This window comes from Methylobacterium haplocladii (assembly GCF_007992175.1).
GTDB classification, from domain to species: Bacteria; Pseudomonadota; Alphaproteobacteria; order Rhizobiales; family Beijerinckiaceae; genus Methylobacterium; species Methylobacterium haplocladii.
The window spans coordinates 87,602-109,327 of sequence record NZ_BJZT01000008.1; the positions used below are offsets into that span (position 1 = coordinate 87,602).

General features: G+C 68.7%; 18 protein-coding genes, 1 tRNA gene and 1 pseudogene. 10 read left to right on the top strand and 10 right to left on the bottom strand.

Features of this window, described 5'->3' with window-relative positions; genetic code table 11:
* Nucleotides 1–81: 81 nt before the first annotated feature.
* Nucleotides 82–156: transfer RNA gene (locus MHA02_RS05225), tRNA-Gln, on the top strand.
* A gap of 183 nt (nucleotides 157–339) precedes the next feature.
* On the opposite strand, the gene MHA02_RS05230 is transcribed toward MHA02_RS05225, so the two are convergent.
* The 6 genes from MHA02_RS05230 to MHA02_RS05255 form a co-directional block, all read right to left on the bottom strand.
* Nucleotides 340–669, bottom strand: a complete 330-nt coding sequence (locus MHA02_RS05230; RefSeq protein WP_147077264.1) for a hypothetical protein — start codon at nucleotides 667–669, stop codon at nucleotides 340–342.
* 215 nt (nucleotides 670–884) lie between these two features.
* On the bottom strand, nucleotides 885–1,538 hold the full coding sequence (locus MHA02_RS05235; protein WP_147077267.1) for a transglutaminase-like cysteine peptidase: 654 nt from the start codon (nucleotides 1,536–1,538) through the stop codon (nucleotides 885–887).
* A gap of 82 nt (nucleotides 1,539–1,620) precedes the next feature.
* The gene (locus MHA02_RS05240) at nucleotides 1,621–2,298 is read right to left on the bottom strand and encodes a hypothetical protein (RefSeq protein WP_147077269.1); all 678 of its coding nucleotides are present in this window, start codon (nucleotides 2,296–2,298) and stop codon (nucleotides 1,621–1,623) included.
* The gene (locus MHA02_RS05245) at nucleotides 2,295–2,855 is read right to left on the bottom strand and encodes a sigma-70 family RNA polymerase sigma factor (RefSeq protein WP_147077271.1); all 561 of its coding nucleotides are present in this window, start codon (nucleotides 2,853–2,855) and stop codon (nucleotides 2,295–2,297) included. The genes MHA02_RS05240 and MHA02_RS05245 overlap by 4 nt, the downstream gene beginning before the upstream one ends.
* A gap of 145 nt (nucleotides 2,856–3,000) precedes the next feature.
* The gene (locus MHA02_RS05250; RefSeq protein ID WP_280177959.1) at nucleotides 3,001–4,389 is read right to left on the bottom strand and encodes a S8 family peptidase; all 1,389 of its coding nucleotides are present in this window, start codon (nucleotides 4,387–4,389) and stop codon (nucleotides 3,001–3,003) included.
* Between the two features lie 556 nt (nucleotides 4,390–4,945).
* Nucleotides 4,946–5,242: a hypothetical protein gene (locus MHA02_RS05255; RefSeq protein ID WP_147077275.1), complete on the bottom strand. Its 297-nt coding sequence runs from the start codon at nucleotides 5,240–5,242 to the stop codon at nucleotides 4,946–4,948.
* Nucleotides 5,243–5,630: 388 nt separating this feature from the next.
* Here MHA02_RS05255 and MHA02_RS05260 point away from each other — a divergent pair, with 388 nt between their 5' ends.
* The 3 genes from MHA02_RS05260 to MHA02_RS05270 all read left to right on the top strand — a co-directional run bounded on the left by MHA02_RS05260 (nucleotide 5,631) and on the right by MHA02_RS05270 (nucleotide 6,600).
* Entirely contained in the window at nucleotides 5,631–5,828 is a 198-nt protein-coding gene (locus MHA02_RS05260; protein WP_147077277.1) for a hypothetical protein, read from the top strand.
* Nucleotides 5,829–5,917: 89 nt separating this feature from the next.
* Nucleotides 5,918–6,112 (top strand): hypothetical protein, encoded by a 195-nt coding sequence (locus MHA02_RS05265; protein WP_373318360.1) that lies wholly within the window; start codon nucleotides 5,918–5,920, stop codon nucleotides 6,110–6,112.
* Between the two features lie 74 nt (nucleotides 6,113–6,186).
* Nucleotides 6,187–6,600 carry an acyl-CoA thioesterase gene (locus MHA02_RS05270; protein ID WP_147077279.1) on the top strand — a complete coding sequence of 138 codons (414 nt, stop codon included), beginning with the start codon at nucleotides 6,187–6,189 and terminating at the stop codon, nucleotides 6,598–6,600.
* Here the strand turns inward: MHA02_RS05270 and MHA02_RS05275 are convergent.
* Together MHA02_RS05275 and MHA02_RS05280 are read right to left on the bottom strand one after the other, a co-directional pair.
* Entirely contained in the window at nucleotides 6,597–7,502 is a 906-nt protein-coding gene (locus tag MHA02_RS05275) for an alpha/beta hydrolase (RefSeq protein WP_147077281.1), read from the bottom strand. The two genes, MHA02_RS05270 and MHA02_RS05275, sit on opposite strands and share 4 nt — an antisense overlap.
* A gap of 100 nt (nucleotides 7,503–7,602) precedes the next feature.
* On the bottom strand, nucleotides 7,603–8,571 hold the full coding sequence (locus MHA02_RS05280) for a lytic transglycosylase domain-containing protein (RefSeq protein WP_147077283.1): 969 nt from the start codon (nucleotides 8,569–8,571) through the stop codon (nucleotides 7,603–7,605).
* Between the two features lie 145 nt (nucleotides 8,572–8,716).
* Between MHA02_RS05280 and MHA02_RS05285 the strand changes: the two genes are divergently transcribed.
* Both MHA02_RS05285 and MHA02_RS05290 read left to right on the top strand, forming a co-directional pair.
* Nucleotides 8,717–10,369: an ABC transporter ATP-binding protein gene (locus MHA02_RS05285; RefSeq protein WP_147077285.1), complete on the top strand. Its 1,653-nt coding sequence runs from the start codon at nucleotides 8,717–8,719 to the stop codon at nucleotides 10,367–10,369.
* Nucleotides 10,370–10,387: 18 nt separating this feature from the next.
* Nucleotides 10,388–11,608: a phosphopentomutase gene (locus tag MHA02_RS05290; protein WP_147077287.1), complete on the top strand. Its 1,221-nt coding sequence runs from the start codon at nucleotides 10,388–10,390 to the stop codon at nucleotides 11,606–11,608.
* Nucleotides 11,609–11,858: 250 nt separating this feature from the next.
* On the opposite strand, the pseudogene MHA02_RS05295 reads toward MHA02_RS05290, so the two are convergent.
* Both MHA02_RS05295 and zigA read right to left on the bottom strand, forming a co-directional pair.
* Nucleotides 11,859–12,146, bottom strand: a pseudogene (locus MHA02_RS05295) (hypothetical protein); the annotation flags it as partial.
* 4 nt (nucleotides 12,147–12,150) lie between these two features.
* Entirely contained in the window at nucleotides 12,151–13,368 is a 1,218-nt protein-coding gene (zigA, locus tag MHA02_RS05300) for a zinc metallochaperone GTPase ZigA (protein ID WP_147077289.1), read from the bottom strand.
* A gap of 191 nt (nucleotides 13,369–13,559) precedes the next feature.
* Between zigA and MHA02_RS05305 the strand changes: the two genes are divergently transcribed.
* The 4 genes from MHA02_RS05305 (at nucleotide 13,560) to MHA02_RS05320 (ending at nucleotide 21,686) form a co-directional block, all read left to right on the top strand.
* Entirely contained in the window at nucleotides 13,560–14,204 is a 645-nt protein-coding gene (locus MHA02_RS05305; RefSeq protein WP_147077291.1) for a TetR/AcrR family transcriptional regulator, read from the top strand.
* 60 nt (nucleotides 14,205–14,264) lie between these two features.
* On the top strand, nucleotides 14,265–14,747 hold the full coding sequence (locus MHA02_RS05310; RefSeq protein ID WP_147077293.1) for a DUF2852 domain-containing protein: 483 nt from the start codon (nucleotides 14,265–14,267) through the stop codon (nucleotides 14,745–14,747).
* Between the two features lie 220 nt (nucleotides 14,748–14,967).
* Nucleotides 14,968–16,776 (top strand): malto-oligosyltrehalose trehalohydrolase, encoded by a 1,809-nt coding sequence (treZ, locus tag MHA02_RS05315; RefSeq protein ID WP_147077294.1) that lies wholly within the window; start codon nucleotides 14,968–14,970, stop codon nucleotides 16,774–16,776.
* Nucleotides 16,773–21,686: a malto-oligosyltrehalose synthase gene (locus MHA02_RS05320; RefSeq protein ID WP_147077296.1), complete on the top strand. Its 4,914-nt coding sequence runs from the start codon at nucleotides 16,773–16,775 to the stop codon at nucleotides 21,684–21,686. Before treZ ends, MHA02_RS05320 begins: the two co-directional genes overlap by 4 nt.
* Nucleotides 21,687–21,726 lie beyond the last annotated feature (40 nt).

Below are 21,726 nucleotides of genomic sequence, written 5' to 3' on the forward strand. Positions count from 1 at the left end.
CACGACGGCACCGGTGTCGCGCCCACCGTCACCAGTTGCAAGCACCCCAGCCGCCGTCTAGACACGCCCGGCCAAGCGCGATGGGGCGTCGCCAAGTGGTAAGGCAGCGGTTTTTGGTACCGCCATTCGGAGGTTCGAATCCTCCCGCCCCAGCCAGTTTGTCAGCGGCAAACAAGGGCCAGGTTACCGGGATACCTCGGACGAGGCGGACCGAAGGCGATAGGCGGCAGCGCGACCATGTGCGCGCGGCGGCCGCATCCGTGGATGCGAGCAACCAACGGCTGTACATTTCGAACAATCGGCAGTCGGTGGAGCGAGGCTTCGCTCGCGCTATGCGCCCTACAGGCTGCGGCTCGTCTTGCCCGTGAGCAGCCAGGTTCGCGCCCGTACGAGGAGCGCCGGGCGCACGCGGGTGACGTCCTCTTCGTCGATCAGCGGGGAGGCGGAGAGGGCTGAGAGGTAGGCGGTCTCGCTCTCGCGGCATTCGCGCAGTGCCGTCTCGGCGGCGAGCGCACGGCCGGAGAGGGCGGCGCGGAGGGTGAAGGCGTCGGTGAGGCAGGCGTGCCAGGCGTCGTGGCGATCGCTCACGCTGCCCTCGGCCATGACGGGGCCGGCGCTCATAAGGCAGGCGATCAGGGCGGTGCGGGCGATCGTGCGAGCCGAGACCATCGCAGGGACTCCGGGTCTTCGCCGGACCCGTCGGGGCGCTCGGCGGAGAAAAACGCTGCGCATTCGCGGGACCAGCGAAACGCTCCGGTAACCCTTGCGTCCAAGATCTTAAGCGTCCGCGACGATCCACCCGGCGCGGCCGTCCCGTTTCGGGATTTTTTCTGTTTTGCTGGATTGTACCGGATGGTCCGGTATCCAGCGTCCGCCACCGGTGCTCAGCGGTTCGCGGTCGTCACCGGGGAGATTGCCACGCCAAGTCCGACCCATGCGACGGCGTCCTGGCTTTCGCGCTTGATGAAGGTGTAGCCGGTCTGGCGCCAGGGCAGGACGACGCTGGTCTTGTTGTCGAGGACGAGGTCGCCGCGATCGGTGATGATGGTCAGGACCGCGTGGCCCTCGCCCTTCTCGTCGATCACCACGGTCATGCGCAGGGCGCGGCGGGGCAGCCCGGCATCGGCGAGGAGCGCACGCTTGCGCAGCTGGAAATCCTCGCAATCGCCCTGGCCGTCCTCGGCAAGGTCCCAGCGGTCGGCGACGCCCCAATGGTCCTGGTCGGTCACGGCGTGGATCGCCTTGTTCACCCGGCGGTTCACCGTATTGATGGTCTGCCAGATCGCGGGGGTCAGGGTGATCGAGGCGGCTTCGCTGCGGTCCACCGCGCATTCGCTGGCATAGCGCTCGCAGAACTCGGTCCAAGCGGCGATCGGCCGGGCCGATCCGGTGATCGAGGCGGCGAGCCCCGAGGACGGCAGGGAGGCAAGGGTCTGCGCCCGAGCGGGGCTACCGGCGGCAAGGGCGGTGAGCGTCGCGAGACCTGCGATCAGGCCGCGAACCGGGGCCGTCATCCGCTTCGAAACGCCGGTACGCATGGCTTCGGTGAACCCCGTTAAGCTTCTGTTAACGAACGTCTCACAGCCGGCCTCCGGCGGCAATCATTCGGTTAAAGATCGGTTAACGGGTTGCAGGCGCCTCCGGGGCCGCCAGCCGGACGACCTCCGTCTCGGCCTTGAGCCGGTCGATCAAGGCGGCCGCCGCCGTCGGTGTCGTGGCGCCGTCGCCAAGCCGCAGACGGTAGAGACCGCCGGGGCGGGGACCGTCGACGATGCGGCTGCGGGTCTCGCGCAGCAGCGCCTCGATCCGGGCAGCGGTCGCGCCCGGCGCAAAGGCGACGAGGGCATAAGCCCCGTCCGATCCGGGCGCGGCGACCGGGGCCGAGGCCGTCTCGTAGCCGGAGCCTTGCTCACTCAGATAGACCTTTGCCAGAAAGCCGGCTTGCACCGCGATCACCAGGGCCGCCGCCACGCCTGAGACGGCGAGTGCGCGGGGCGACAGCGCGGCCAGCCAGCCGCGCCATCTCTGCGCGAAGGTCTCGGCAGGCTTCCGTCCTTCCGCCGCGATCCGCGAGAACAGCGCGTCGCGCGCGCCCCGCGAGGGCAGGCCGAGAGACTGGTTCAGCGCCACCGTCTCGACATGCTCTTCGCGGGCGATGTCGAGATGGCGGACGCGTTCCGGATCGGCGCGCAGGGCCGCCGCGACCCGCTCGGCCTCCGCGGGCGAGAGCCGCTCCACCGCATGCCAGGGAAGCAGCAGGTCGATCTCGTCGGGTGCCTTCTCGTCCTGCCCGGTCATGGCCAACCCCGATCGATGCCCAGCTCCGTCAGCTTGTCCGAGAGGCGCTTGCGGGCGTGAAACAGGCGCGTCTTGACCGTGCCGGTTGGGACGCCGACGATCTCGGCCACCTCGTCGACGCTGCGCTCGTGGTAGTAGACGAGGTCGATCACCTCGCGGTGCTCCAGCGACAGGTCAGCGAGGCAGCGGCGGATCACCTCCGCCTTGCCGACCTTCTGAAGCAGGATCTCGGGGGTGTCGGCCTCGTCCGCGATCGCCTCGGCCGTCTCGGGTTCGAGGGCATGGTGCGGCCGCTTGCGCAGGTGCGAGAGCGCCTTGAACCGGGCGATGGACAGCATCCAGGTGGAGACGCTGGAGCGCCCCTCGAAGCGCGCCGCCTGCTGCCAGACATCGAAGAACACATCGCTCATCAGGTCCTCCGCCTGCGTCGCATCCCGCACGAGGCGCACGAGAAACCGGAACACGCGGGTGGAATGCCGCGCGTAGAGGCCCTGCATCGCGACCGCATCGCCGCCCGCGACCCGCATGACCAGCGCCTCGTCGGAGGCGCCGGTCATGCGGTGGGGCTGAATATTGGTCGCACCGCGTGCGATGCCGGTTCAATCGCGCGCAAGATTTTGTGCGGGACGCGGGACGCCATCCCCTCTCCCCGTGTGCGGAGACAGGGGATGCAGCTCGGTCCGCCCGGCTTCGCTCCCAGGTTCATTTCTCCGCACCACCACCACCGGCTGCGGCCGGAACGGCCATGCCAACCGGTGGCGGTTCGGCTTTCGCCGTCTCCGTCGGTTTCACCTCGCTGACGGCCGGTGCCGGAAACGACATCCCGATGGCCCGAAGCGCCTCGCGCGCATCCGCCGAGCCCGCGCCGAAATCCGCGTCGGGGCCGGCCGGGCCGAGGTCGCGTGCGCTCGTCGTCAAAGCCTCCCGCAGCGTTGCCAGGGTCAGCTCGGGCTTGGCCTCGAGCATCATCGCGACGATGCCGGCGACCTGCGGCGCGGCCATGGAGGTGCCGGTCAGGAAGCCGTAGGTGCCACCGGGGGCGACCACGAACACCTCGACGCCGGGCGCGGAGACGCAAAGGTGCGGCCCCCGATTGGCTCCGGGAAACAGCTTGTCCTCGGCGTCGGTGGCGGTGACGGCGATCACGTTGGGATCGGCCGCCGGATATAGCGGCGGCGAAGACAGGCCGCCATTGCCGGCGGCGGCCACGTACACAAACCCCTTGGCGGTGCCGGCCGCAAGGAACTGCGACAGCTTCGCGTCGGCAGGCCCGGCGAAGCTCATATTGACGACGCGAGCGCCGGCCGTCGCCGCCCGATCGATCGCGCGCAAGACGTGGATCGTGGTGCCCTGGGCCCCGGGTTTGTCCCCGGCGCGGCCGGTGAAGGCGCGGAGCGCCACGAGGCGCGCCTCGGGAGCGGCGCTGGCGAGTTGCGCCCGCGCGCCGACGATGCCCGCCACCGCCGTGCCATGCGCGTCCACATCGCCCGCCGGCAGCGCGGCCTTGCCGATGGCGTCCCAACTCTCCGCGAGGGAGCCGGCGAGGGCCGGGTGTCCGCCGTCGATGCCGGAATCAATCACTGCGATGGCGACGCCGCGCCCGGTCGCGGCCCGATGGGCTTCGTCCAGATGGAGCTTGGCCACGGCGTATTGCGCACCGGCGAAGGGCAGGGCCGCGGTCGCGTCGCCGACCAGCGCATAGGCGTGGTTCGCCTGGGCCGAGGCGACCTGTGGATCGGCCTGGAGCGCCCGCACGACCGCAGCGACGAGGCGACCGTCACGGATACGGTAGCGGTGCAGGGTCAGCGGGACCAGACTGAAGGTGTCGGATTCGATCGGGTCCAGGCGCTCGCGGCGCGCGAGCCGCGTCAGCGTGCCACCCGGCGCGCCGGTCTTCAGCTCGATCAGCACCTCGCGGGGCACGGTGCCCGGCTCCTCGCTCCGAAAGGCCGCCACGGGAGCAGGTGCTGCGGGGACGATCTGCTTCGGCGGACGCGGGGGCGGGGCCTTCGCCACCGGGGCGATGCGCGCGGGCCGTGCGGCAGGCTGGGCCTTGGCAGTCTCCACCGGCACGACGCGTGATGGCCTCACGACCCGGAGCGGCGGCTCGGTCGGGCGAAGCCGGACGGGGCGGTCGACAATGGGCCGCTGTCGGGTCGGCGGTTCCACCACTCGGCCGGGACGGCGTGGGGGAGGGGATTCCTCTGCCTCTTCGGCCCGTGACGCCCGTTCGCGGGCCATGGACCCGACCACGCCGCCAAGGATGGCGCCCCCGATCCCGAGGCCGATCCCGGCCCCGCCACCAAGACCTCCGCCACCATAGCCGCCGCTCTGTCCGCCCGGCATGCCTCGATACTGGGCCAGCGCCGGGAGCGGCGCGAGGGCAAGGAGTACCCAGGCCCCCGCGAGCGCCATCGACCGATTGGATCCCGCGCGTCCCATCATGGAAAATCTCCGCGGTCCTTCGCGACGTCACCATCTCGATTCGCCGCGATCACGCTTCGCGGCAATGCTCACACTGTGTCCGAATGACCATCGCTCGTCCACGCAGTCATCGACATCGCGAACATTATCGGCGCTGACGCGCGGAAGGCGCGGAGCGCTCTCGGCGTTCCGCTCCCCACTCGCGAACACTGTGCGGATGCGCTCAGTAGCAGACGCGAACGCTGCGCACGTAGACGAAGCCGTCTTGATCGACCAAGCGACGCCGCTCGATCACACAGTCTCCGGTGCCGGCGCTGGCCGCACTCGCAGCGATCGCTCCCAGGGCGAGTCCACCGGCCAGGGCAGCGGCGCCATAACCGTATCCATAGCCATAGTAGGGAAACGGCTTGGCGCTGGCCGTGTTCGGCAGGCCGAGGCCGCCGGCGATCATCGTGGCGGAGATCGCGGCAAGCACGGTCTTGCGGGTGCGGATAGCGGAGAGAGCGGCGAGGAGCGACATGGCGTGGGGTCCTTTAGCGGGCCGGCCCGCCCGATGCGGCCCGGATACGAGTGGGTCGCGCCAAGGCACTCGCCGGTTCATTGCCGGCCGCATATTTTTTGAAATTTTGTCGCGACGGTTTTTTTAAGGCGCCTGAAGTCGCCGCGAAGCCAACGAAGGCAACGCCGTTTCAGAGGCTCGATCTGCACGGGGCCGAGCGTACGATGCTTTGTCGGGTCTGCCGATCCGGCTCGGCCGTCGCCGGCCGACGGGCGCATGTCGAAATCGAAGGCTGCCGCACACGCAGCAGATTTTTTTCGGCCTGCAGTGAACCGGGCGCGCCGCTGCCGCGACCCATCTCCATCGCCCCGCGGGATCGTCTCCCGCACCGGGCCAAGGAGATGCAGCGATGGCCCAGCCGCGCACGACCTCACCCACAGCCCGATGGGGCATCCCGCTCGTCCTGCCGCACGTGCTCCTCAGCCTCGGCCTCCTGACCTTCGCTGCGATCAGCGAGCGGCCGGCGCCGTCCGAGAGCGTCCGGGCCGTTCCGGACATCGCGTCGGCGACGACTGCCATGCCCTCACGCCGGATCGATCGAAGCTGAGCACACCGGATGATCCGTAAGATCCCGCCGGCTATCGGCCGGTGATCGTGCCGGTGCGGACGAAGGTCGTGGGTACAGGGGCTGCCGGCATGGCCGGGAACATCTTGCTCGGCGGCGTCGTCGGCATCGGAGTCGATGCGGTGACAGGCGCGGCCTTCGACCACTTCCCGAATCCCGTGAGCGCGACGCTGGTACCGGCCTCGCTGCCGAGCGCGCAGCGGGTCGCCCGTGGCCGGCGCGCCGGCCAAGCGGTTGCGCTACCGGAGCCCGGTCCGGGGATGTAGCGGATCTGCACGCCGTGCCATGCTGAACGCGCGGCGCGCCCGGCTCCTTCGTGTCGAGTCGCGGAGGACAGCCCATGACCGAGAATGACGCAGCGTCGAAGGGTCAGCCCATCGATCGCGGGCCACCGGTCATCCGCACCGTCGCCATGCCGGCCGACACCAACCCGGCCGGCGACATCTTCGGCGGCTGGCTGATGGCACAGATGGATCTCGCCGCCGGCAACGTCGCGGCGCGGCGCGCTCGGGGCCGCTGCGCCACAATCTCGGCGGAGGCGATGACCTTCCACCATCCGGTCTTTGTCGGCGACGAAGTCAGCCTCTACGCGTGGATCGTTTCCGTGGGCCGCTCCTCGCTGAAGATCCAGGTCGAGGTCTGGCGGCGGGAACGCGAGAGCGAGGAAACCATGAAGGTAACGCAGGCGCTCTTCACCTTCGTGGCGATCGGGCCGGACCGGCGGCCGCGTCCTGTACCGCCTGAGAAGGCTTAGCGCATCCGCACCGATGAGAGCTGCCGCCGTTCGGCATGCTGGTGCAGGAAAGCGGCCATCTCGGAGAGCACGGGGGCCTTTGAGCGGAAGGTGATGGAAAGCGCGAGCAACGTGTCGGCGTGGTCGAGGCCGGCATAGACCCGCTCCTGCACCGGCACGCGGGCCTCGCGCAGCCGCGCCGCGAGGCTCTTCGTATTCCGTGGCCGAACGGTGGTGTCGGCGTCGCCCGTGGCGAGGAAGGCGGGCGGGGCGTTCGGGCCGGCGAAGTTCACGGGCTGCGTCGCCTGCGGATCGGACGCTTGGCCGAAGACGTCGACCGAGGTCGCCTGGTCGAAGGGGAAAAAGTCGTAGGGACCGGAGAGGCCGGCCACCGCGCGGATCACCCGCGGATCGACCCCGGCGCGGCGCAGATAGCTAGGATCGAGCCCGAGCATCACCGCGTTGTAGGCGCCGGCCGAATGGCCCGCGAGGACGATCTTCTTCGGGTCGCCGCCATAGGCTGCGATGTTGTCGCGCACCCAGGCTATGGCCCGGGCACCGTCGTCGAGAAAATCCGGAAAACGCACCTGCGGGTAGAGCCGGTAGTCCGGCAGCACCGTCACGAAGCCCTGAGCGGCCAGGGCTTGCGCGGCGAAGGCGTAGTCGTCCTTCGAGCCGTTCTTCCAGGAACCGCCATAGAAGAACACCAGCACCGGCGCGTTGGTCACGTCCGTGATCGGCGTGAATACGTCGAGGCGCTGTCGCGGATCCTCGCCATAGGCCACGTCCCTCAGCGAGAGCCGCGCGCCGGCATCGCGCGGTCCGAGCGCATCGAACAGCGCCAGGGGCGAGCAGCCGGACATTCCGAGGGTGGAGAGCAGGAGGCAGCCGAACGAGAGTACGGCGACGAGGACCCGGATCATGCAACTCCCGAGGGCTGGCGTTCGATGCCACGTGATGGGGCAGACGGGGCGGATTCATGGCCGAGGCGCGGCGAAGCGCGGCCTGGTTTTCAATGCCGCATCAGGTCCGCAGAACGATGCAGGCGCCGCCGGCCTTGCGGATGCGGTTACAGAGCGTATCGCCCGCGGCCCGCGTCTCGGCCGGGATTCGGATGCGATAGAACGCCCGCGTCCCGCGGAAGCGTAGACGCGTCCCGATGATCATTGGGCGGACGTCGCCGATCACACCGGCGTAGAGGGAGCGTGTCCGCGAAAAACTCGCGAGCGCCAGGGACTTCGAAAAGTTGCCGGCAAGCTGGATACCCCAGGGTGCCGTCACCCCGCCCTCGACCGGCAGCGCGAAGCGGTCGCCGCGCGAGGGGATGCGCAACAGGGCCGTAACCTGGATGCAGGTCTGGGCCGGCTCGGCGACGGCGTCCTTCGTCACGCCTTTGGCCGCGTCCGGCGCCTGTGTGGTCTCCGACGGTTTCGCGTCCGACTTCTTCGCCGGTTCGCCCTCCTCCGGCGCTATCTCGATCTGCACCCCCGGACGCCAATCCTCGGCGGGGCGGCCAGTCAGGGCGATGACGTAGGCGCGGGTTTCCGACGGCAGGCCGCCGGTGCCGGCGAGCCACTTCGACACACGGCCCGGGCCGCCATTGTAAGCGGCTGCGGCGAGGCCGAGATTGCCGAATTGGGTACGCAGGTCCGCGAGTAGATGCGCCGCATGCGGGATCGCCTGCTCCGGGTCGAACGGATCGAGCAGCCCGCGCTCCCTGGCGGTACCCGGCATGAACTGCGCGACGCCCTGCGCCCCGACCGGGCTGACGGCGGTCACGCGGAACGCACTTTCGCGAAAGATCAGCCGCGTCAGGAATGGCACGGGGATCGCCCGCGCTTTTGCGGAATCCTCGATCAGCCGGCAGAGGGCCTGTGTCACGGTTTCGCCGTCGCCGCCGGCCCCGCCCGCGGCGGCATCGGCGATCGGGGCAGCCCAGAGAAACGCGAGGAAGGTGGTGAGGATGAGCGAAAGGCGCGGCACGGCTGCCATCTAGACGTGCGCCGGCTCGGAAGGAAATCGGTACAGGGCCGCTCGTTCGTCGGCGCCGAGCATTCGCCCTCGGCCGATCGCGGCGCTATAACCCCACGCACCTTCTCTCGGCCGCCCGGCCGTGGCTGCCTCACGCGCGGTGCCGATGACCGACCCGCTTCTCTCCGTTCAGGATCTCTCGGTGGCCTTCCGCTCGTCGGAGGGCGAGACGCTGGCCGTCGACCGCGTGAGTTTTTCCATCGCGCCCGGCGACACGCTCGCGCTCGTCGGCGAGTCGGGCTCCGGCAAGTCGGTGACGGCCTTGTCCATCCTGCGGCTGCTCGACGGGGCGGCACATCACCCGGGCGGCCGGATCGTCTTCAAGGGCCGCGACCTGCTGCAGCTGCCCGAGCGCGATCTCCGAAAGGTCCGGGGCGCCGACATTACCATGGTGTTTCAGGAGCCGATGACCTCCCTGAACCCGCTGCATTCGATCCAGCGGCAGATCGGCGAGGTGCTTCAGCTCCATCGCGGTTTGACGGGCAAGAAGGCGCGCGCCCGCATCCTCGAACTGCTCGACCTCGTCGGCATCCGCGATGCCGAGCGCCGGCTCGGGGCCTATCCGCACGAACTATCGGGCGGCCAGCGCCAGCGTGTGATGATCGCCATGGCACTCGCCTGCGAACCGGACCTGCTCGTCGCCGACGAGCCGACGACGGCGCTCGACGTCACCGTGCAGGCGCAGATTCTGACGCTCCTCGCCGACCTGCAGAAGCGGCTCGGCATGGCGATGCTGTTCATCACCCACGATCTCGGCATCGTCCGGCGCATCGCGACCTCGGTCTGCGTGATGCTGCGCGGCCGCATCGTCGAGGCCGGCCCGGTCGCCGAGGTGTTCGACCGGCCGCAGCATGAATACACGCAGCGCCTGCTGGCTTCGGAGCCGACCGGCCGCGCCAACCCGGTCGGCAGCGGCGCCGAGATGCTGATCAATGCCGGACCGATCAAGGTCTGGTTCCCGATCAAGCAGGGCCTGCTCCGGCGCACCACCGATCACGTCAAGGCGGTGGATGGCGTCAGCCTGATCGTGCGCCAGGGCGAGACGGTCGGCGTCGTCGGCGAGTCCGGTTCGGGCAAGACCACGTTGGGCCTCGCCCTGTTGCGTCTGACCGCCTCCGAGGGACCGATCGTGTTTCTCGGCAAGCCGATCGACGAATTTTCTCCGCGCGCGATGCGGCCGCTCCGGCGCGACATGCAGGTGGTCTTCCAGGATCCCTACGGCTCGCTCTCGCCGCGCATGTCGATCACCGACATCGTCGCCGAGGGGCTGGTGGTGCAGGGGCAGGCGAAGTCGCGCACCGAGCGACGCGCCATCGTCGCCAAGGCGCTCACCGATGTCGGGCTTGATCCGGCAGCGATGGACCGCTACCCGCACGAATTCTCCGGCGGCCAGCGCCAGCGCATCGCCATCGCGCGCGCCATCGTTCTGAACCCGCGCTTCATCGTCCTCGACGAGCCGACCTCGGCGCTCGACCGCTCCGTGCAGGCGCAGATCGTGACGCTGCTCCGCGACCTGCAGCGCGAACGCCGCCTCGCCTACCTGTTCATCAGCCACGATCTCAAGGTCGTGCGTGCGCTCGCCAACTACGTGCTCGTGATGCAGAACGGCCGTGTGGTCGAAGAGGGTCCGACCGCCGACATCTTCGCCAACCCGAAGACCGAGTACACCCGCACCTTGTTCGCAGCCGCTTTCGACATGGAGGCGGAGGTGATCGACGATGCGACCCCGCCGGCACATGCCGACGCCGTTCCGGCCTGAGGGGATCGTCCGGCGGACATGCCCCGCGCCCTGCTCATCGTCCTCGATTCCGTCGGCATCGGCGGTGCACCCGACGCAGCCCGCTATGGCGATGCAGGCTCGGATACGGTCGGCCATATCGCCGAAGCCTGCGCCCTTGGGGACGGTGACCGCGGAGGCCTGCGCTCCGGCCCGCTCCATCTGCCGAACCTGACAGCGCTCGGTCTCGGCCTCGCCGCCGAAGGCGCAACGGGTCGTGTGCCGCCGGGACTGGCGCCGGTCGGCCGCAGCGAAGGGGCCTACGGCCATGCCGTCGAGACGGCGACGGGCAAGGACACGCCGTCCGGCCACTGGGAGATCGCCGGCTTGGCCGTGCTGGAGGATTGGGGCCACTTCCCGGAGACGCGACCCAGCTTTCCGGCAGAGCTGACCGATGCCCTGGTCGCGCAGGCCGGGTTGCCCGGCATCCTCGGCGATTGCCACGCCTCCGGCATCACCGTCATCGAAGCCCTCGGGGCCGAGCACGTCCGAACCGGCAAGCCGATCTGCTACACCTCTGCCGACAGCGTCTTCCAGGTCGCCGCTCACGAAGAGTCTTTCGGGCTGGACCGACTCTACGAGACCTGCCGGATCGCGCGAACGATCTGCGACGACTGGCGCGTCGGCCGGGTCATCGCACGGCCCTTCGTCGGCTCGGAGACGGAAGGCTTTCGGCGAACGAAGAACCGCAAGGATTTCTCGGTGTCGCCGCCGGAGGCGACGCTGCTCGACCGGCTCGTGGCCGCCGGCAGGGAGGTCGTCAGCATCGGCAAGATCGGCGACATCTTCGCCCATCGCAGCACCGGCCGCGAGGTGAAGACCGCAAGCAACGGAGCCGGCGTCGAAGCTGCGCTCGACACCCTCGCGAGGCTCGGCGACGGCGGGTTTGTTTTCGTCAACCTCGTCGATTTCGACACCGAGCACGGCCACCGCCGCGACGTGCCGGGCTACGCCGCCGAACTGGAAGCCTTCGACGCGCGCATTCCCGCGATCCGGGCGGCGCTGCGCGATGGCGATCTCTGCGTGATCACCGCCGACCACGGCAACGACCCGACGTGGCGCGGGACGGAGCACACGCGCGAGCAGGTACCGATCCTGGCGTTCGGTCCGGGCGTCGCGCCGGGGCCTATCGGGCGGCGCGAGACGTTTTCCGACATCGGGGCGACGGTGGCGCGGCACCTTGGGCTGAGTGACGCAGGGGCCGGCAAGAGTTGGTGGTAGCCGACTTGAGCCATGGCCGGTGGTGCGCACCCCTTGCCCCGCTTGCGGGGAGCGGGCCGCGACCACCTCGTCGTCGGCGCGGCGAGGCGGCAGCCGACGCTGCGGGGGCCTGGCCGGATACGCCCCGTTCGGAGTCGGCCCCTCACCCTCGGGTCGGCTTCGCCTCCGCTTGCCTCGCCCCCGGCAAGGGGGGCTCGGCCCTCTCCCCACAAGCGGGGCGAAGGGGAGGGCGAGCCCGCTCAGACCGCCCTGCGCGAAGCCGCCGCTCTTCCAGCACCACGCCCAAAACATCCGCCAGTTCGACCGCTTCGATCGGCCGCCGGATTTTTACAGCGCGGGTCGGTTCGCCCACACGCATCACCAGCACGATCGTTTCCAGGTCCGGGCAGCCTGGATCTGCGCAGGCGATGGCGTTCACCGTCAGCGCATCGTCGGGGCCGAGGGCGAGCGCCTCGACCAATTGCAGCTTGAGTGCTGCGACCGCCTCGGTCTGGGCGGCGCTGCGGGCGCGCCAAGATTTGAGGCTGATGAAGCCCATGCGCTCAGGCCGCCCGACGCCATTCCGGAAACGGGTCGGGTAGGCGGTGATAGGCGGCCGGGTCGAAGCGCGTGATGGTCTCCGAGCCGACGAGGCAGGCATCGAGGGCGGCGGTGATGGCGTCGCGGTCCATGCCGGTGCCGATGAAGACGAGCTCCTGCCGGCGATCGCCCCAGACCTCGCTCCAGTTCTTTTCGAGATGACCCGTCCAGGTCGCCTCGTCGGGCCAGCGCGCACGCGGCACGGCCGCCCACCAGAAGCCCATGGCTGAGACCCGCGCGATCGCCCCGGCCAGCGAAAATTCGCCGACCCAGTCGGGTCGTGTCGCCAGCCAGAAATGGCCTTTGGCGCGGATCAGGCCCGGCCAGGTGCGGTCGATGAACGCATTGAACTTTCCCGGGTCGAACGGCCGGCGTGCCCGATAGACGAAGCTGGACACGCCGTATTCCTCGGTCTCCGGCACGTGCTCGTGAGCGCCGTAGAGTTCCTTGAACCAGAGCGGATGCGCCTGCGCCTTCTCCTCGTCGAACAGGCCGGTATCGAGGATGGCGTTGAGCGGCGCCCGGCCGTGCGAGGTCTCGACCATGCGGGCGTCGGCGTTCAATCCGCGCACCACCGAACGTACGAGGGCGAGCTGATCGGCCGAGACGTCCTCGACCTTGTTGATGACGACGACGTCGGCGAATTCGATCTGCTCGACCAGCAGATCGACCAGCGTGCGGTTGTCCTCGTCGCCAGCCGTCTCGCCGCGGTCGCGCAGAAAGGCGTTGGAGCCGTAGTCGCGCAGCAGGTTCACGGCGTCCACCACGGTGACCATGGTGTCGAGACGCGCGACGTCGCTCAGCGCATGACCGTCGTCGTCGCGAAAGGAGAAGGTGCTCGCCACCGGCAGCGGCTCCGCGATGCCGGTACCCTCGATCAGGAGGTAGTCGTAGCGGCCTTCCTCCGCGAGTCGGCGCACCTCGGCCAAGAGATCGTCGCGCAAGGTGCAGCAGATGCAGCCGTTGGTCAGCTCAACCAGTCTCTCGTCCGTGCGCGAAAGATTGGCGCCCCCATCTCGCACGAGGTCGGCGTCGATGTTCACCTCGCTCATGTCATTGACGATCACGGCGACGCGACGGCCTTCACGGTTGCTCAGGACATGGTTCAGCAATGTCGTCTTGCCGGCCCCTAGGAAGCCGGAGAGCACGGTGACGGGGAGGCGGGCGCCGATCGATGTCATACGAATCTCATCGCGTTATGTAACAGTATAACATTTCTTTCGACCACATCTGTCAACCGCGGTTTTCGAGAAATCGTCGACTCGTCGACACGGATGCCCGATAGCAACGTATCGGCAATGATCGCGTGCAACCTCGCCAGCCGATGCGGCTTTTTCGAACAGGCTGCCGGTGAGCTTGGAGGAGACGGTTCGTGCGACCCTGGCGTGAGCGGCCGGACGATAGGCGCAGCTACCACCACGGCAACCTCAAGGAGGCGCTGATCGAAGCGGCACGCCGCTTCATCGCGGAGCGCGGCGTCGGCGGCTTCACGCTGGTCGATGCGGCCCGTCTCGTCGGCGTCACGCCTGCCGCGCTTTATCGCCATTTCCGGGGACGCGAGGCGTTGCTGGAAGAAGTCGCCGGTCGCGGCTTCAAGGATCTCGCCGAACGTCTCGCCCGAGCCCTCGGAGGCCGCGGCACCCCGCTGGAGCGCTTCACCCGCATGGGTGAAGCTTACCTCGCCTTCGCCGAGGAAGAGCCGGGCTACTACGCGGCGATCTTCGACGTGCGCATGCCGGGCGCGGATCCGAGCCCGGACCGCCTCAACCCGTTCGACCTGCTGGTCGAGGCCCTAAGATCGACCTTCCCCGATGGCTTCGGCGGCGTCGATCCGCGCTTCGTAGCCATGGAAGTGTGGGCGCTGTCGCACGGGATCGCCACGCTCGCCGCCTCCGGTCACCTGCCGAAGACCGGGCCGGACAAGTACGAGTTGTTGCGGGCCGGCGTGCTCGCCCTGGTTCATGGCGCTGGCGTGCCGACGAGGAGCTCCGACCCCGCCACCGATTCGGCCCCTTGAAACGACGGGTTCGGCTCCGCATGTGAATGTCGTTCACATACCACCCCGGAGCCATCACCCGTGAGCACGTCTTCTGCCTCCTCTCCCTGGGCCGGCGGTCGCGCCTGCCGAAGCGGTCCCTTTCCCCGCCGCTCACTCGAGATCGGCGCCATCGTCGTCGGTTTCATCTACTGGTGGCCGCTGGCGGTCGCCTATGTCGCGTGGAAGATCGCGGGTTACCCTGCGCTCAGCCAGATGCGTGAATATGCCCAGAACGGGTCATGGAGCTTCGGGTCGTCCAGCGGCGGGTCGCGGTTCGCCAAGGCCTACGAGGCCGCAAAGGATCGCGGTCTTCACCGTTCGGGCACCGGCAACTTCGCTTTCGACGAGTACCGCAAGGCCGAACTGGACCGCCTCGAAGCCCGCCGTCGCGCGCTTCAGGAAGAAAGCCGCGCCTTCACCGAGTTCGTCGACGAGCTGAAGCGCGCCAAGGACCGCGAGCAGTTCGACGCCTACATGGCCAAGAAGCGCTCCGAGGGCGGTGGCCCGACCATCGACGCCTGATCCAGGCCTCGACGGTCTGCAATCCGAAAGGGCTCTCCGCATCCGGCGGGGAGCCCTTTTCGCATCTGCGAGATTCCTCGCAAATCCATGCTGCCATGCGGTTGTCGGTTGGCTTGGCTGCCATAAGTCCGGTGGCGGAACCGATCGCGGGGGCATGCCTTCTGCCTGAAGGCGTTACGGCCCGACCCGGCGACTTTCGAGACACAAGGATCACGGCCTGATGCGGCGCAGCCATGCGATGGCCTACGGTAGCGAATTGACCGGGAACGGCGGTGCCCGCTTCGCCCTCTGGGCCCCCTCGGCAAAGGATGTGGCACTCGTCCTCGACGGCACCGACCACCCGATCCCGGATGTCGGCGAGGGCTGGCGCAGGGCGGAGGTGCCGGGCGTCCAAGCCGGCGCGCGCTACGGCTTCCGCATCGACGGCGACCTCGTGGTCCCCGATCCGGCATCCCGCTTCCAGCCGGACGACGTCTCGGGACTCAGCGAGCTGATCGATCCGGCCGCCTATGTCTGGGCCGATGGCGCCTGGACCGGCCGGACTTGGGAAGAGGCGGTGATCTACGAGCTGCATGTCGGCACGGCGACGCCGGAGGGCACTTACGCCGCGCTGGAGGCAAAACTCGACGACCTCGTCGATCTCGGCATCACCGCCATCGAGCTGCTGCCGCTGGCCGACTTCAAGGGTACCCGGAACTGGGGTTACGACGGCGTGCTGCCCTACGCCCCGGATGCCGTCTATGGCCGTCCCGACGAACTCAAGCACCTGATCGACACGGCCCACGGCAAAGGGCTGATGGTCATGCTCGATTGCGTCTACAATCACTTCGGCCCGGCTGGGAACTATCTTCACGCCTACGCCAAGAGCTTCTTCACCGAGCGCCACCAGACCCCGTGGGGGGCCGGCATCAATTTCGACGGTAAGGAAAGCGGCCGCACGGTCCGGGACTACTTCATCGAGAACGCGCTCTACTGGCTGGACGAATACCATTTCGACGGTATCCGCTTCGACGCGGTCCACGCCATCCTCGACGATTCCGAAAGACACTTCATCGGTGAGCTGGCCGAGACCATCCGCGCAAGGCTGCCCGGTCGCCATATCCATCTCGTTCTGGAGAACGAAGCGAACCAGGCCCGCTGGCTGGAACGCGATGCCGACGCCAGGCCCGTCCAGCACAGCGCGCAATGGGCGGACGATCTGCACCATTGCTGGCACGTACTGCTGACGGGCGAGGATTCCGGCTACTACGAGAGCTTCGCGGACAAGCCGGTGCAGCACCTCGCGCGCTGCCTCGCCGAGGGTTTTGCGTATCAGGGCGAGCCGTTCAAGACGCTGGACGACCATCCCCGTGGGGAGCCATCCGCGCATTTGCCGCCCTCGGCCTTCGTGACCTTCCTCCAGAACCACGATCAGGTCGGTAACCGGGCGCTCGGCGAGCGCTTGTGCCAGCTGGCCGATCCGGAGAAGCTGGCGCTCGCCCGCGCCGGGCTGCTGCTGGCGCCGCAAATCCCGATGCTCTGGATGGGCGAAGAGTGGTCGGCCACCACGCCGTTCCTGTTCTTCGTCGACTTCGCGCCGGACGAGGAGCTGAACAAGGCCGTCCGCGAGGGCCGCCGCCGCGAGTTCAAGAGCTTTGCCGCGTTTGCCGACGACACTTCGGTGATTCCCGATCCGACCGAGGGGACGACGTTTTCGCAGTCCAAGATCGATTGGGACGAGGCCGAAAAGGCTCCGCATCGCGGGGTCTGGGCAGACACCCGCAACCTCCTGCAGATCCGCCATCAGACCGTTGTGCCTCTCACCAAGACCGCGTTTCGCGGAGCTGACGCGAAAGTGCCGGCACCCGGCGTCGTCGACTGTACCTGGCGCTTCGAGGCCGGCACCCTGCGCTTCGTCGCCAATGTCGGCACCGATGAGTATTCGGCGTCGAGCGAGGGTGGTCAGGTGATCTGGTCGAGCGCCCTGTCGCGAGAGGCGCTGCAATTGCCGCCATGGACCGGCGTGTTCCTGGTCGGAGCCCCGGCATGAGCGACCAGCTGACCCGCCTCGCCGACCTCGTCGGCATCGCCAAGGGCTACACCGACGCTTTCGGCAACGCCGTCGAGACGTCCGACGAGACCCGCTGCGGCATGCTCGCGGCGCTCGGCTTCGCCGTCGCGACCGACGATGAGATCGCGAACAGCTTGCAAAGCGTCGAGGCGCTTCGCAACGGGCTGATCCCGCCGCTGCTGCCGGCGGAAGCGCGCCGTGTGCTGCGCGTGCCGGTTCTCACCGATGGCGCGGTCGGATCGATCAGCTGGCGGTTGCTCGATGAGCGCGGCCGTGCCGTCGAAGGCCGGGCCTCCCTGTCGGCCGCCGAAAGCGGCCCCGGCTTCGACTTGCCGCCACTGACGCCAGGCTATCACCACTTGACGGCGACGCTCGGCGAGCGCCGGGGGCAGGCCTGGATCATCGCCGCGCCGCAGCGTTGCTGGCGGCCTCGCGCCTACGCGGAGGAGGGCGCCCGCGATTGGGGCCTCGCCGCACAGCTCTATGGCCTGCGCTCGCCGCACAATCTCGGCATCGGCACTTTCGCTGACGCGGGCCGCGCCGCAGCGGATGCCGGCCTGCGCGGCGCGTCGTTTCTGGGCCTCAGCCCGGTCCACGCGCTCTTCCCGACCGACCGCGAGAAGATCTCGCCGTATTCGCCCTCGTCGCGGCTGTTTCTCGAAACGCTCTACATCGAGCCCGGCGCGATGCCGGGCTTCGTTGGCAGCCGCGCCGAGACCTTGCTCAACGAGATGCGTCCGCGCCTCGACGCCCTGCGCGACGCCACCCTGGTCGACCACGCCGGCATCTGGGCGGTGCTCTCGCCGGTGCTCGAAGCGCTGTGGCTGGAAGCGGCCGCACGCGACGGCACCGATGCCGGCTTCGCCGCCTTTCGCACCGAAGGCGGAGAGAATCTGGAATCCCATGCCGTCTTCGAGACCTTGTCCGAGCACTTCAAGGCCGAGGGTGCGCACTGGCTCGGCGAGTGGCCGGAGGCGTTCCAGCGCGCCGGCACGCCGGACGTCCGCGCCTTCGCCGAAGCAAATGCCGAGCGTGTGAGCTTTCACATCTGGCTGCAATACCTCGCCGATCTGCAACTTCGCCAAGCCTCGCAGGCTGCGCTCGATGCCGGCATGCGCATCGGCCTTTATCGCGATCTCGCGGTGGGCGCGGATCGTGGCGGCTCCGAGATCTGGTCGCATCCCGAGCGTTTCGCCAATGGCGTCTCCATTGGCGCACCGCCGGATCTGCTCGCCCCGAAGGGTCAGGATTGGGGTCTGCCGGCCTTCCACCCGCTCGAACTGGAGCGCGATGGCCTCAAGGCGTTTCGCGACCTCGTTCAGGCCAACATGCGCCATGCCGGCGCGATCCGGATCGATCACGCCTTCCAGCTGGCGCGGCTGTTTCTCATTCCCCTCGGCCAGTCCGCGCGAGCCGGGGCCTACGTGGCGATGCCGTTCGAGCCGATGCTCGCGGTGCTGCGCCTGGAGAGCCACCGTTCCAAATGCCTCGTCATCGCCGAGGATCTCGGCACGGCCCCGGAGGGTTTCTCCGATGCGCTGATGGCGGCTGGCATCCTGAGTTACCGCATCCTCGCCTTCGAGCGTCAGGACGGCGGTGCCTTCAAGCCGCCGGCGGCCTATCCGCACGACGCGCTGACGGCGATCACCACCCACGACCTGCCGACTTTTTTGGGCTGGTGGCGCGGCGTCGATACCGACACGCGGCAGTCGCTCGGCCTCTACGATTCCGAGCGGGCCGACGCCGAGCGGGCCGAGCGTGTCACCGAGCGGCGCCGCCTCGCCGAGGCTCTGCATTCCGAGCAGTTGCTCACGGGTGCGGAGCCGCCCGACGCCGCCCCCTTCGAGGCTGCCGCACGTTATCTCGCCCGCGCGCCCTCGATCCTCACCGCCGTCCAGTACGAGGACGTCGTCTCCGAACTCTCCCAGGCGAACGTGCCGGGTTCGACCGAGGGGCATCCCAACTGGCGGCGCAAGCTCGATCGCACGCTTGAGGCCATCGCCGCCCCCGGCGGTCCGCTCGCGAAGCTTGCCGCCTCGCTCGCCGACGAGGATCGCGGCCCGCGCTCGGGCGCCGCGCGTCTCAGCTCGCCGCCGCCGCGTGCCACCTACCGGCTACAGTTCCACGAGGGGTTCACCTTCGCGGATGCCCAGAAGATCGTGCCGTACTTAGCGAAGCTCGGCATCAGCCACGTCTACGCCTCGCCGCTGCAGATGGCGCGGCCGGGCTCGACCCACGGCTACGACATCGTCGACCATTCGCAGATCAACCCGGAGATCGGCGGCGAGGCCGGCTTCATCGCCTTCTCCGACGCGCTGCAGATGGAGGGTCTGAAGCTCCTCGTCGATATCGTGCCGAACCACATGGGCGTCGGCGGCGCCGACAATCCCTGGTGGCTCTCGGTGCTCGAATGGGGTGGTCTGTCGCCCTTCGCACATGCCTTCGACATCGACTGGGAACGCCTTGGTGCGAACCGCAAGCTCGTGATCCCGTTTCTCGGCGAGCGCTACGGCGATGCGCTGGAGCAGGGCCATCTCGAACTGAAGTTCGATGAAGCAGCCGGCGCCTTCAGCGTCTGGCACTACGAGCACCAGTTCCCGATCTGCCCGCTGCAATATCCGACGATCCTCAACCGAGCGCTCGCGGCGCTCGGCGAGATCGGCGACGACCCGTCCGCCGACGTGCTCGCCATCTCGGAGCGCCTGCGCGGCATGAACGCGGAGACGAGCCTCGACCGCCGCCGTGCCCTGCCGGCCGAGGCCGAGGGCCTGAAGCAGGATCTCGCCGATGCCGTGCGGGCCTCGCCGCAGATCGCCGCCGCGATCTACCGGGCGCTGCAGCTCCTGAACGGCAACAAGGACTATCCCGACACGTTCGGGCCGCTGCATCGCCTACTGGAGAGCCAGTCTTACCGGTTGGCTCATTGGCGGATCGCATCGAGCGATATCAACTATCGCCGCTTCTTCGACGTGAATTCGCTCGCCGGCTTGCGCGTCGAGAAATCCGACATCTTCCAGAAATCGCATGCGCTGCTGTTTCGCCTCGTCGCCGAAGGCCGGATCGACGGCCTGCGCATCGACCACATCGACGGGCTCGCCGACCCGCTCGGCTATGCCCGCGCGCTGCAGGCCGCCGTCGGCCCCGGCTTCTATGTCGTCGTTGAGAAGATCCTAGAGCCGGGCGAGAAGCTGCGTCCCTGGCCCGTCGCCGGCACCACCGGCTACGACGTTCTGAACCAGCTCGACGGCCTGCACGTCGACCAAGCCTTCAAGCCGCGGATCAAGCGCTTCTACGAGTGGGCGACCGGCGTCGACGAACCCTACAAGTTCCAGCTTCGGGCGGCCAAGGCCGAGATCCTGGAGATCAGCTTCGCGAGCGAGCTCGAAGTACTCGCCGCGGACCTGAAGGAGATCGCCGACGCCGACCGGAGCACCCGCGACTTCTCGATGAACGCCATCCGGCGCGCGCTGATCGAGATCATCGCCCGCTTCCCGACCTATCGCAGTTACCTGCCGGGCGATCTCGACGAGAGCGACGTCGAGGCCGAGGATGTGAGCCTGATCGAGACGACGGTGCGCAAGGCCAAGCGCTGGAGCGCCCTGCCGGACCGTTCGGTCCACGATTTCGCGGCCGACGCGCTGATCGGGCGGATCGAAACGACGGGGACGGCGCGGCCCGATCCGCGGGTGATCCTCCGCTTCCGCCGCCGCTTCCAGCAGCTCACCGGCCCGGTCATGGCCAAGAGTCTGGAGGACACGCTGTTCTACCGCTTCAGCGAGCTTCTGGCCCTGAACGAAGTCGGCGGCGATCCTGGCGAGTATGGCATCGACGTGCCCCACTTCCACGCGCTCCAGGCCGCCCGCGCCCGCGACTGGCCGAACGCGATGATCACCACGGCGACGCACGACACCAAGCGCGGCGAGGATGCCCGCTCGCGTCAGCTCGCTCTGTCGGAACTGCCTGAGGAATGGGCGCGCGCCTGGGATGCCTGGCGCCGCGCCGCCGCGCCGCATCTCACGACCATCGAGGACGAGCCGGCGCCAGACCGCAACGACCAGTGGATGTTCCTGCAGGCCATCCTTGGGGCGTGGCCGCTCGAATTGCTGGAGACCGACGACGCGGACGCCATCGAAGACTTCCGCAAGCGCCTCGACGCCTATTCCGAAAAGGCCCTGCGCGAGGGCAAGCGCCGGTCGAGCTGGGTGAATGTCGACGAGGCCTACGAGGGCGCCGTGCATGTGCTCTTTGCCAAACTGATCGCGCCGGGCTCGGAGTTCCTGGTGCGGGTACGGCCCTTCGCCAAGCGCCTCGCTCATCTCGGCATGATCGCCGGGCTGGGGCGCACGGTGCTCAAGGCTACTCTGCCGGGCATTCCGGACGTCTACCAGGGCACCGAGTTCTGGGACTTCTCGTTCGTCGATCCCGACAACCGCCGGCCGGTGGATTACGGCCAGCGGGAGCGGGCGCTGTCAGAGGAGGCTTCCGCCGGCCAGCTGCTTGCCCACTGGCCGGATGGCCGTGTGAAGCAGGCGACGCTGGCGCGCCTGCTGGCCGACCGGGCCGCGCGGCCGGCCTTCTATGCCGATGCCGGATATCAGGCCGTCACGGCAACCGGCGAGCGAGCCGACCATGTCGTGGCGTATCTCCGTTCCGAGAACGGGGGCGGGGAGGGCGACCTGCTCGTCGCCGTGCCGCGCCTCGTCGGGCGCTTTATCGACGCCGGCGCATGGTCGGCCGAGCCGTTCCGGACCACCACGCTTCCGGTACCGGATGGCAGCCGCTGGGCCGACATCGTCAGCGGCGCCAGCCGATCCGCCGAGAACGGACAGCTCGACCTCGGCGCGCTGTTCGACGCGCTGCCCTATGCCGTGCTCAGGCGAACCGCCTGAGCCTCACCGACTTACCCCCATGTGACGACGACGCGCGGAA

Bases quoted from the DNA above. Each gene is read 5' to 3' on its own strand.
- MHA02_RS05230 (WP_147077264.1), bottom strand. From the start codon at position 669: ATGGTCTCGGCTCGCACGATCGCCCGCACCGCCCTGATCGCCTGCCTT.
- MHA02_RS05235 (WP_147077267.1), bottom strand. From the start codon at position 1,538: ATGCGTACCGGCGTTTCGAAGCGGATGACGGCCCCGGTTCGCGGCCTG.
- MHA02_RS05240 (WP_147077269.1), bottom strand. From the start codon at position 2,298: ATGACCGGGCAGGACGAGAAGGCACCCGACGAGATCGACCTGCTGCTT.
- MHA02_RS05245 (WP_147077271.1), bottom strand. From the start codon at position 2,855: ATGACCGGCGCCTCCGACGAGGCGCTGGTCATGCGGGTCGCGGGCGGC.
- MHA02_RS05255 (WP_147077275.1), bottom strand. From the start codon at position 5,242: ATGTCGCTCCTCGCCGCTCTCTCCGCTATCCGCACCCGCAAGACCGTG.
- MHA02_RS05260 (WP_147077277.1), top strand. From the start codon at position 5,631: ATGGCCCAGCCGCGCACGACCTCACCCACAGCCCGATGGGGCATCCCG.
- MHA02_RS05265 (WP_373318360.1), top strand. From the start codon at position 5,918: ATGGCCGGGAACATCTTGCTCGGCGGCGTCGTCGGCATCGGAGTCGAT.
- MHA02_RS05270 (WP_147077279.1), top strand. From the start codon at position 6,187: ATGACCGAGAATGACGCAGCGTCGAAGGGTCAGCCCATCGATCGCGGG.
- MHA02_RS05275 (WP_147077281.1), bottom strand. From the start codon at position 7,502: ATGATCCGGGTCCTCGTCGCCGTACTCTCGTTCGGCTGCCTCCTGCTC.
- MHA02_RS05280 (WP_147077283.1), bottom strand. From the start codon at position 8,571: ATGGCAGCCGTGCCGCGCCTTTCGCTCATCCTCACCACCTTCCTCGCG.
- MHA02_RS05285 (WP_147077285.1), top strand. From the start codon at position 8,717: ATGACCGACCCGCTTCTCTCCGTTCAGGATCTCTCGGTGGCCTTCCGC.
- MHA02_RS05290 (WP_147077287.1), top strand. From the start codon at position 10,388: ATGCCCCGCGCCCTGCTCATCGTCCTCGATTCCGTCGGCATCGGCGGT.
- zigA (WP_147077289.1), bottom strand. From the start codon at position 13,368: ATGACATCGATCGGCGCCCGCCTCCCCGTCACCGTGCTCTCCGGCTTC.
- treZ (WP_147077294.1), top strand. From the start codon at position 14,968: ATGCGGCGCAGCCATGCGATGGCCTACGGTAGCGAATTGACCGGGAAC.
- MHA02_RS05320 (WP_147077296.1), top strand. From the start codon at position 16,773: ATGAGCGACCAGCTGACCCGCCTCGCCGACCTCGTCGGCATCGCCAAG.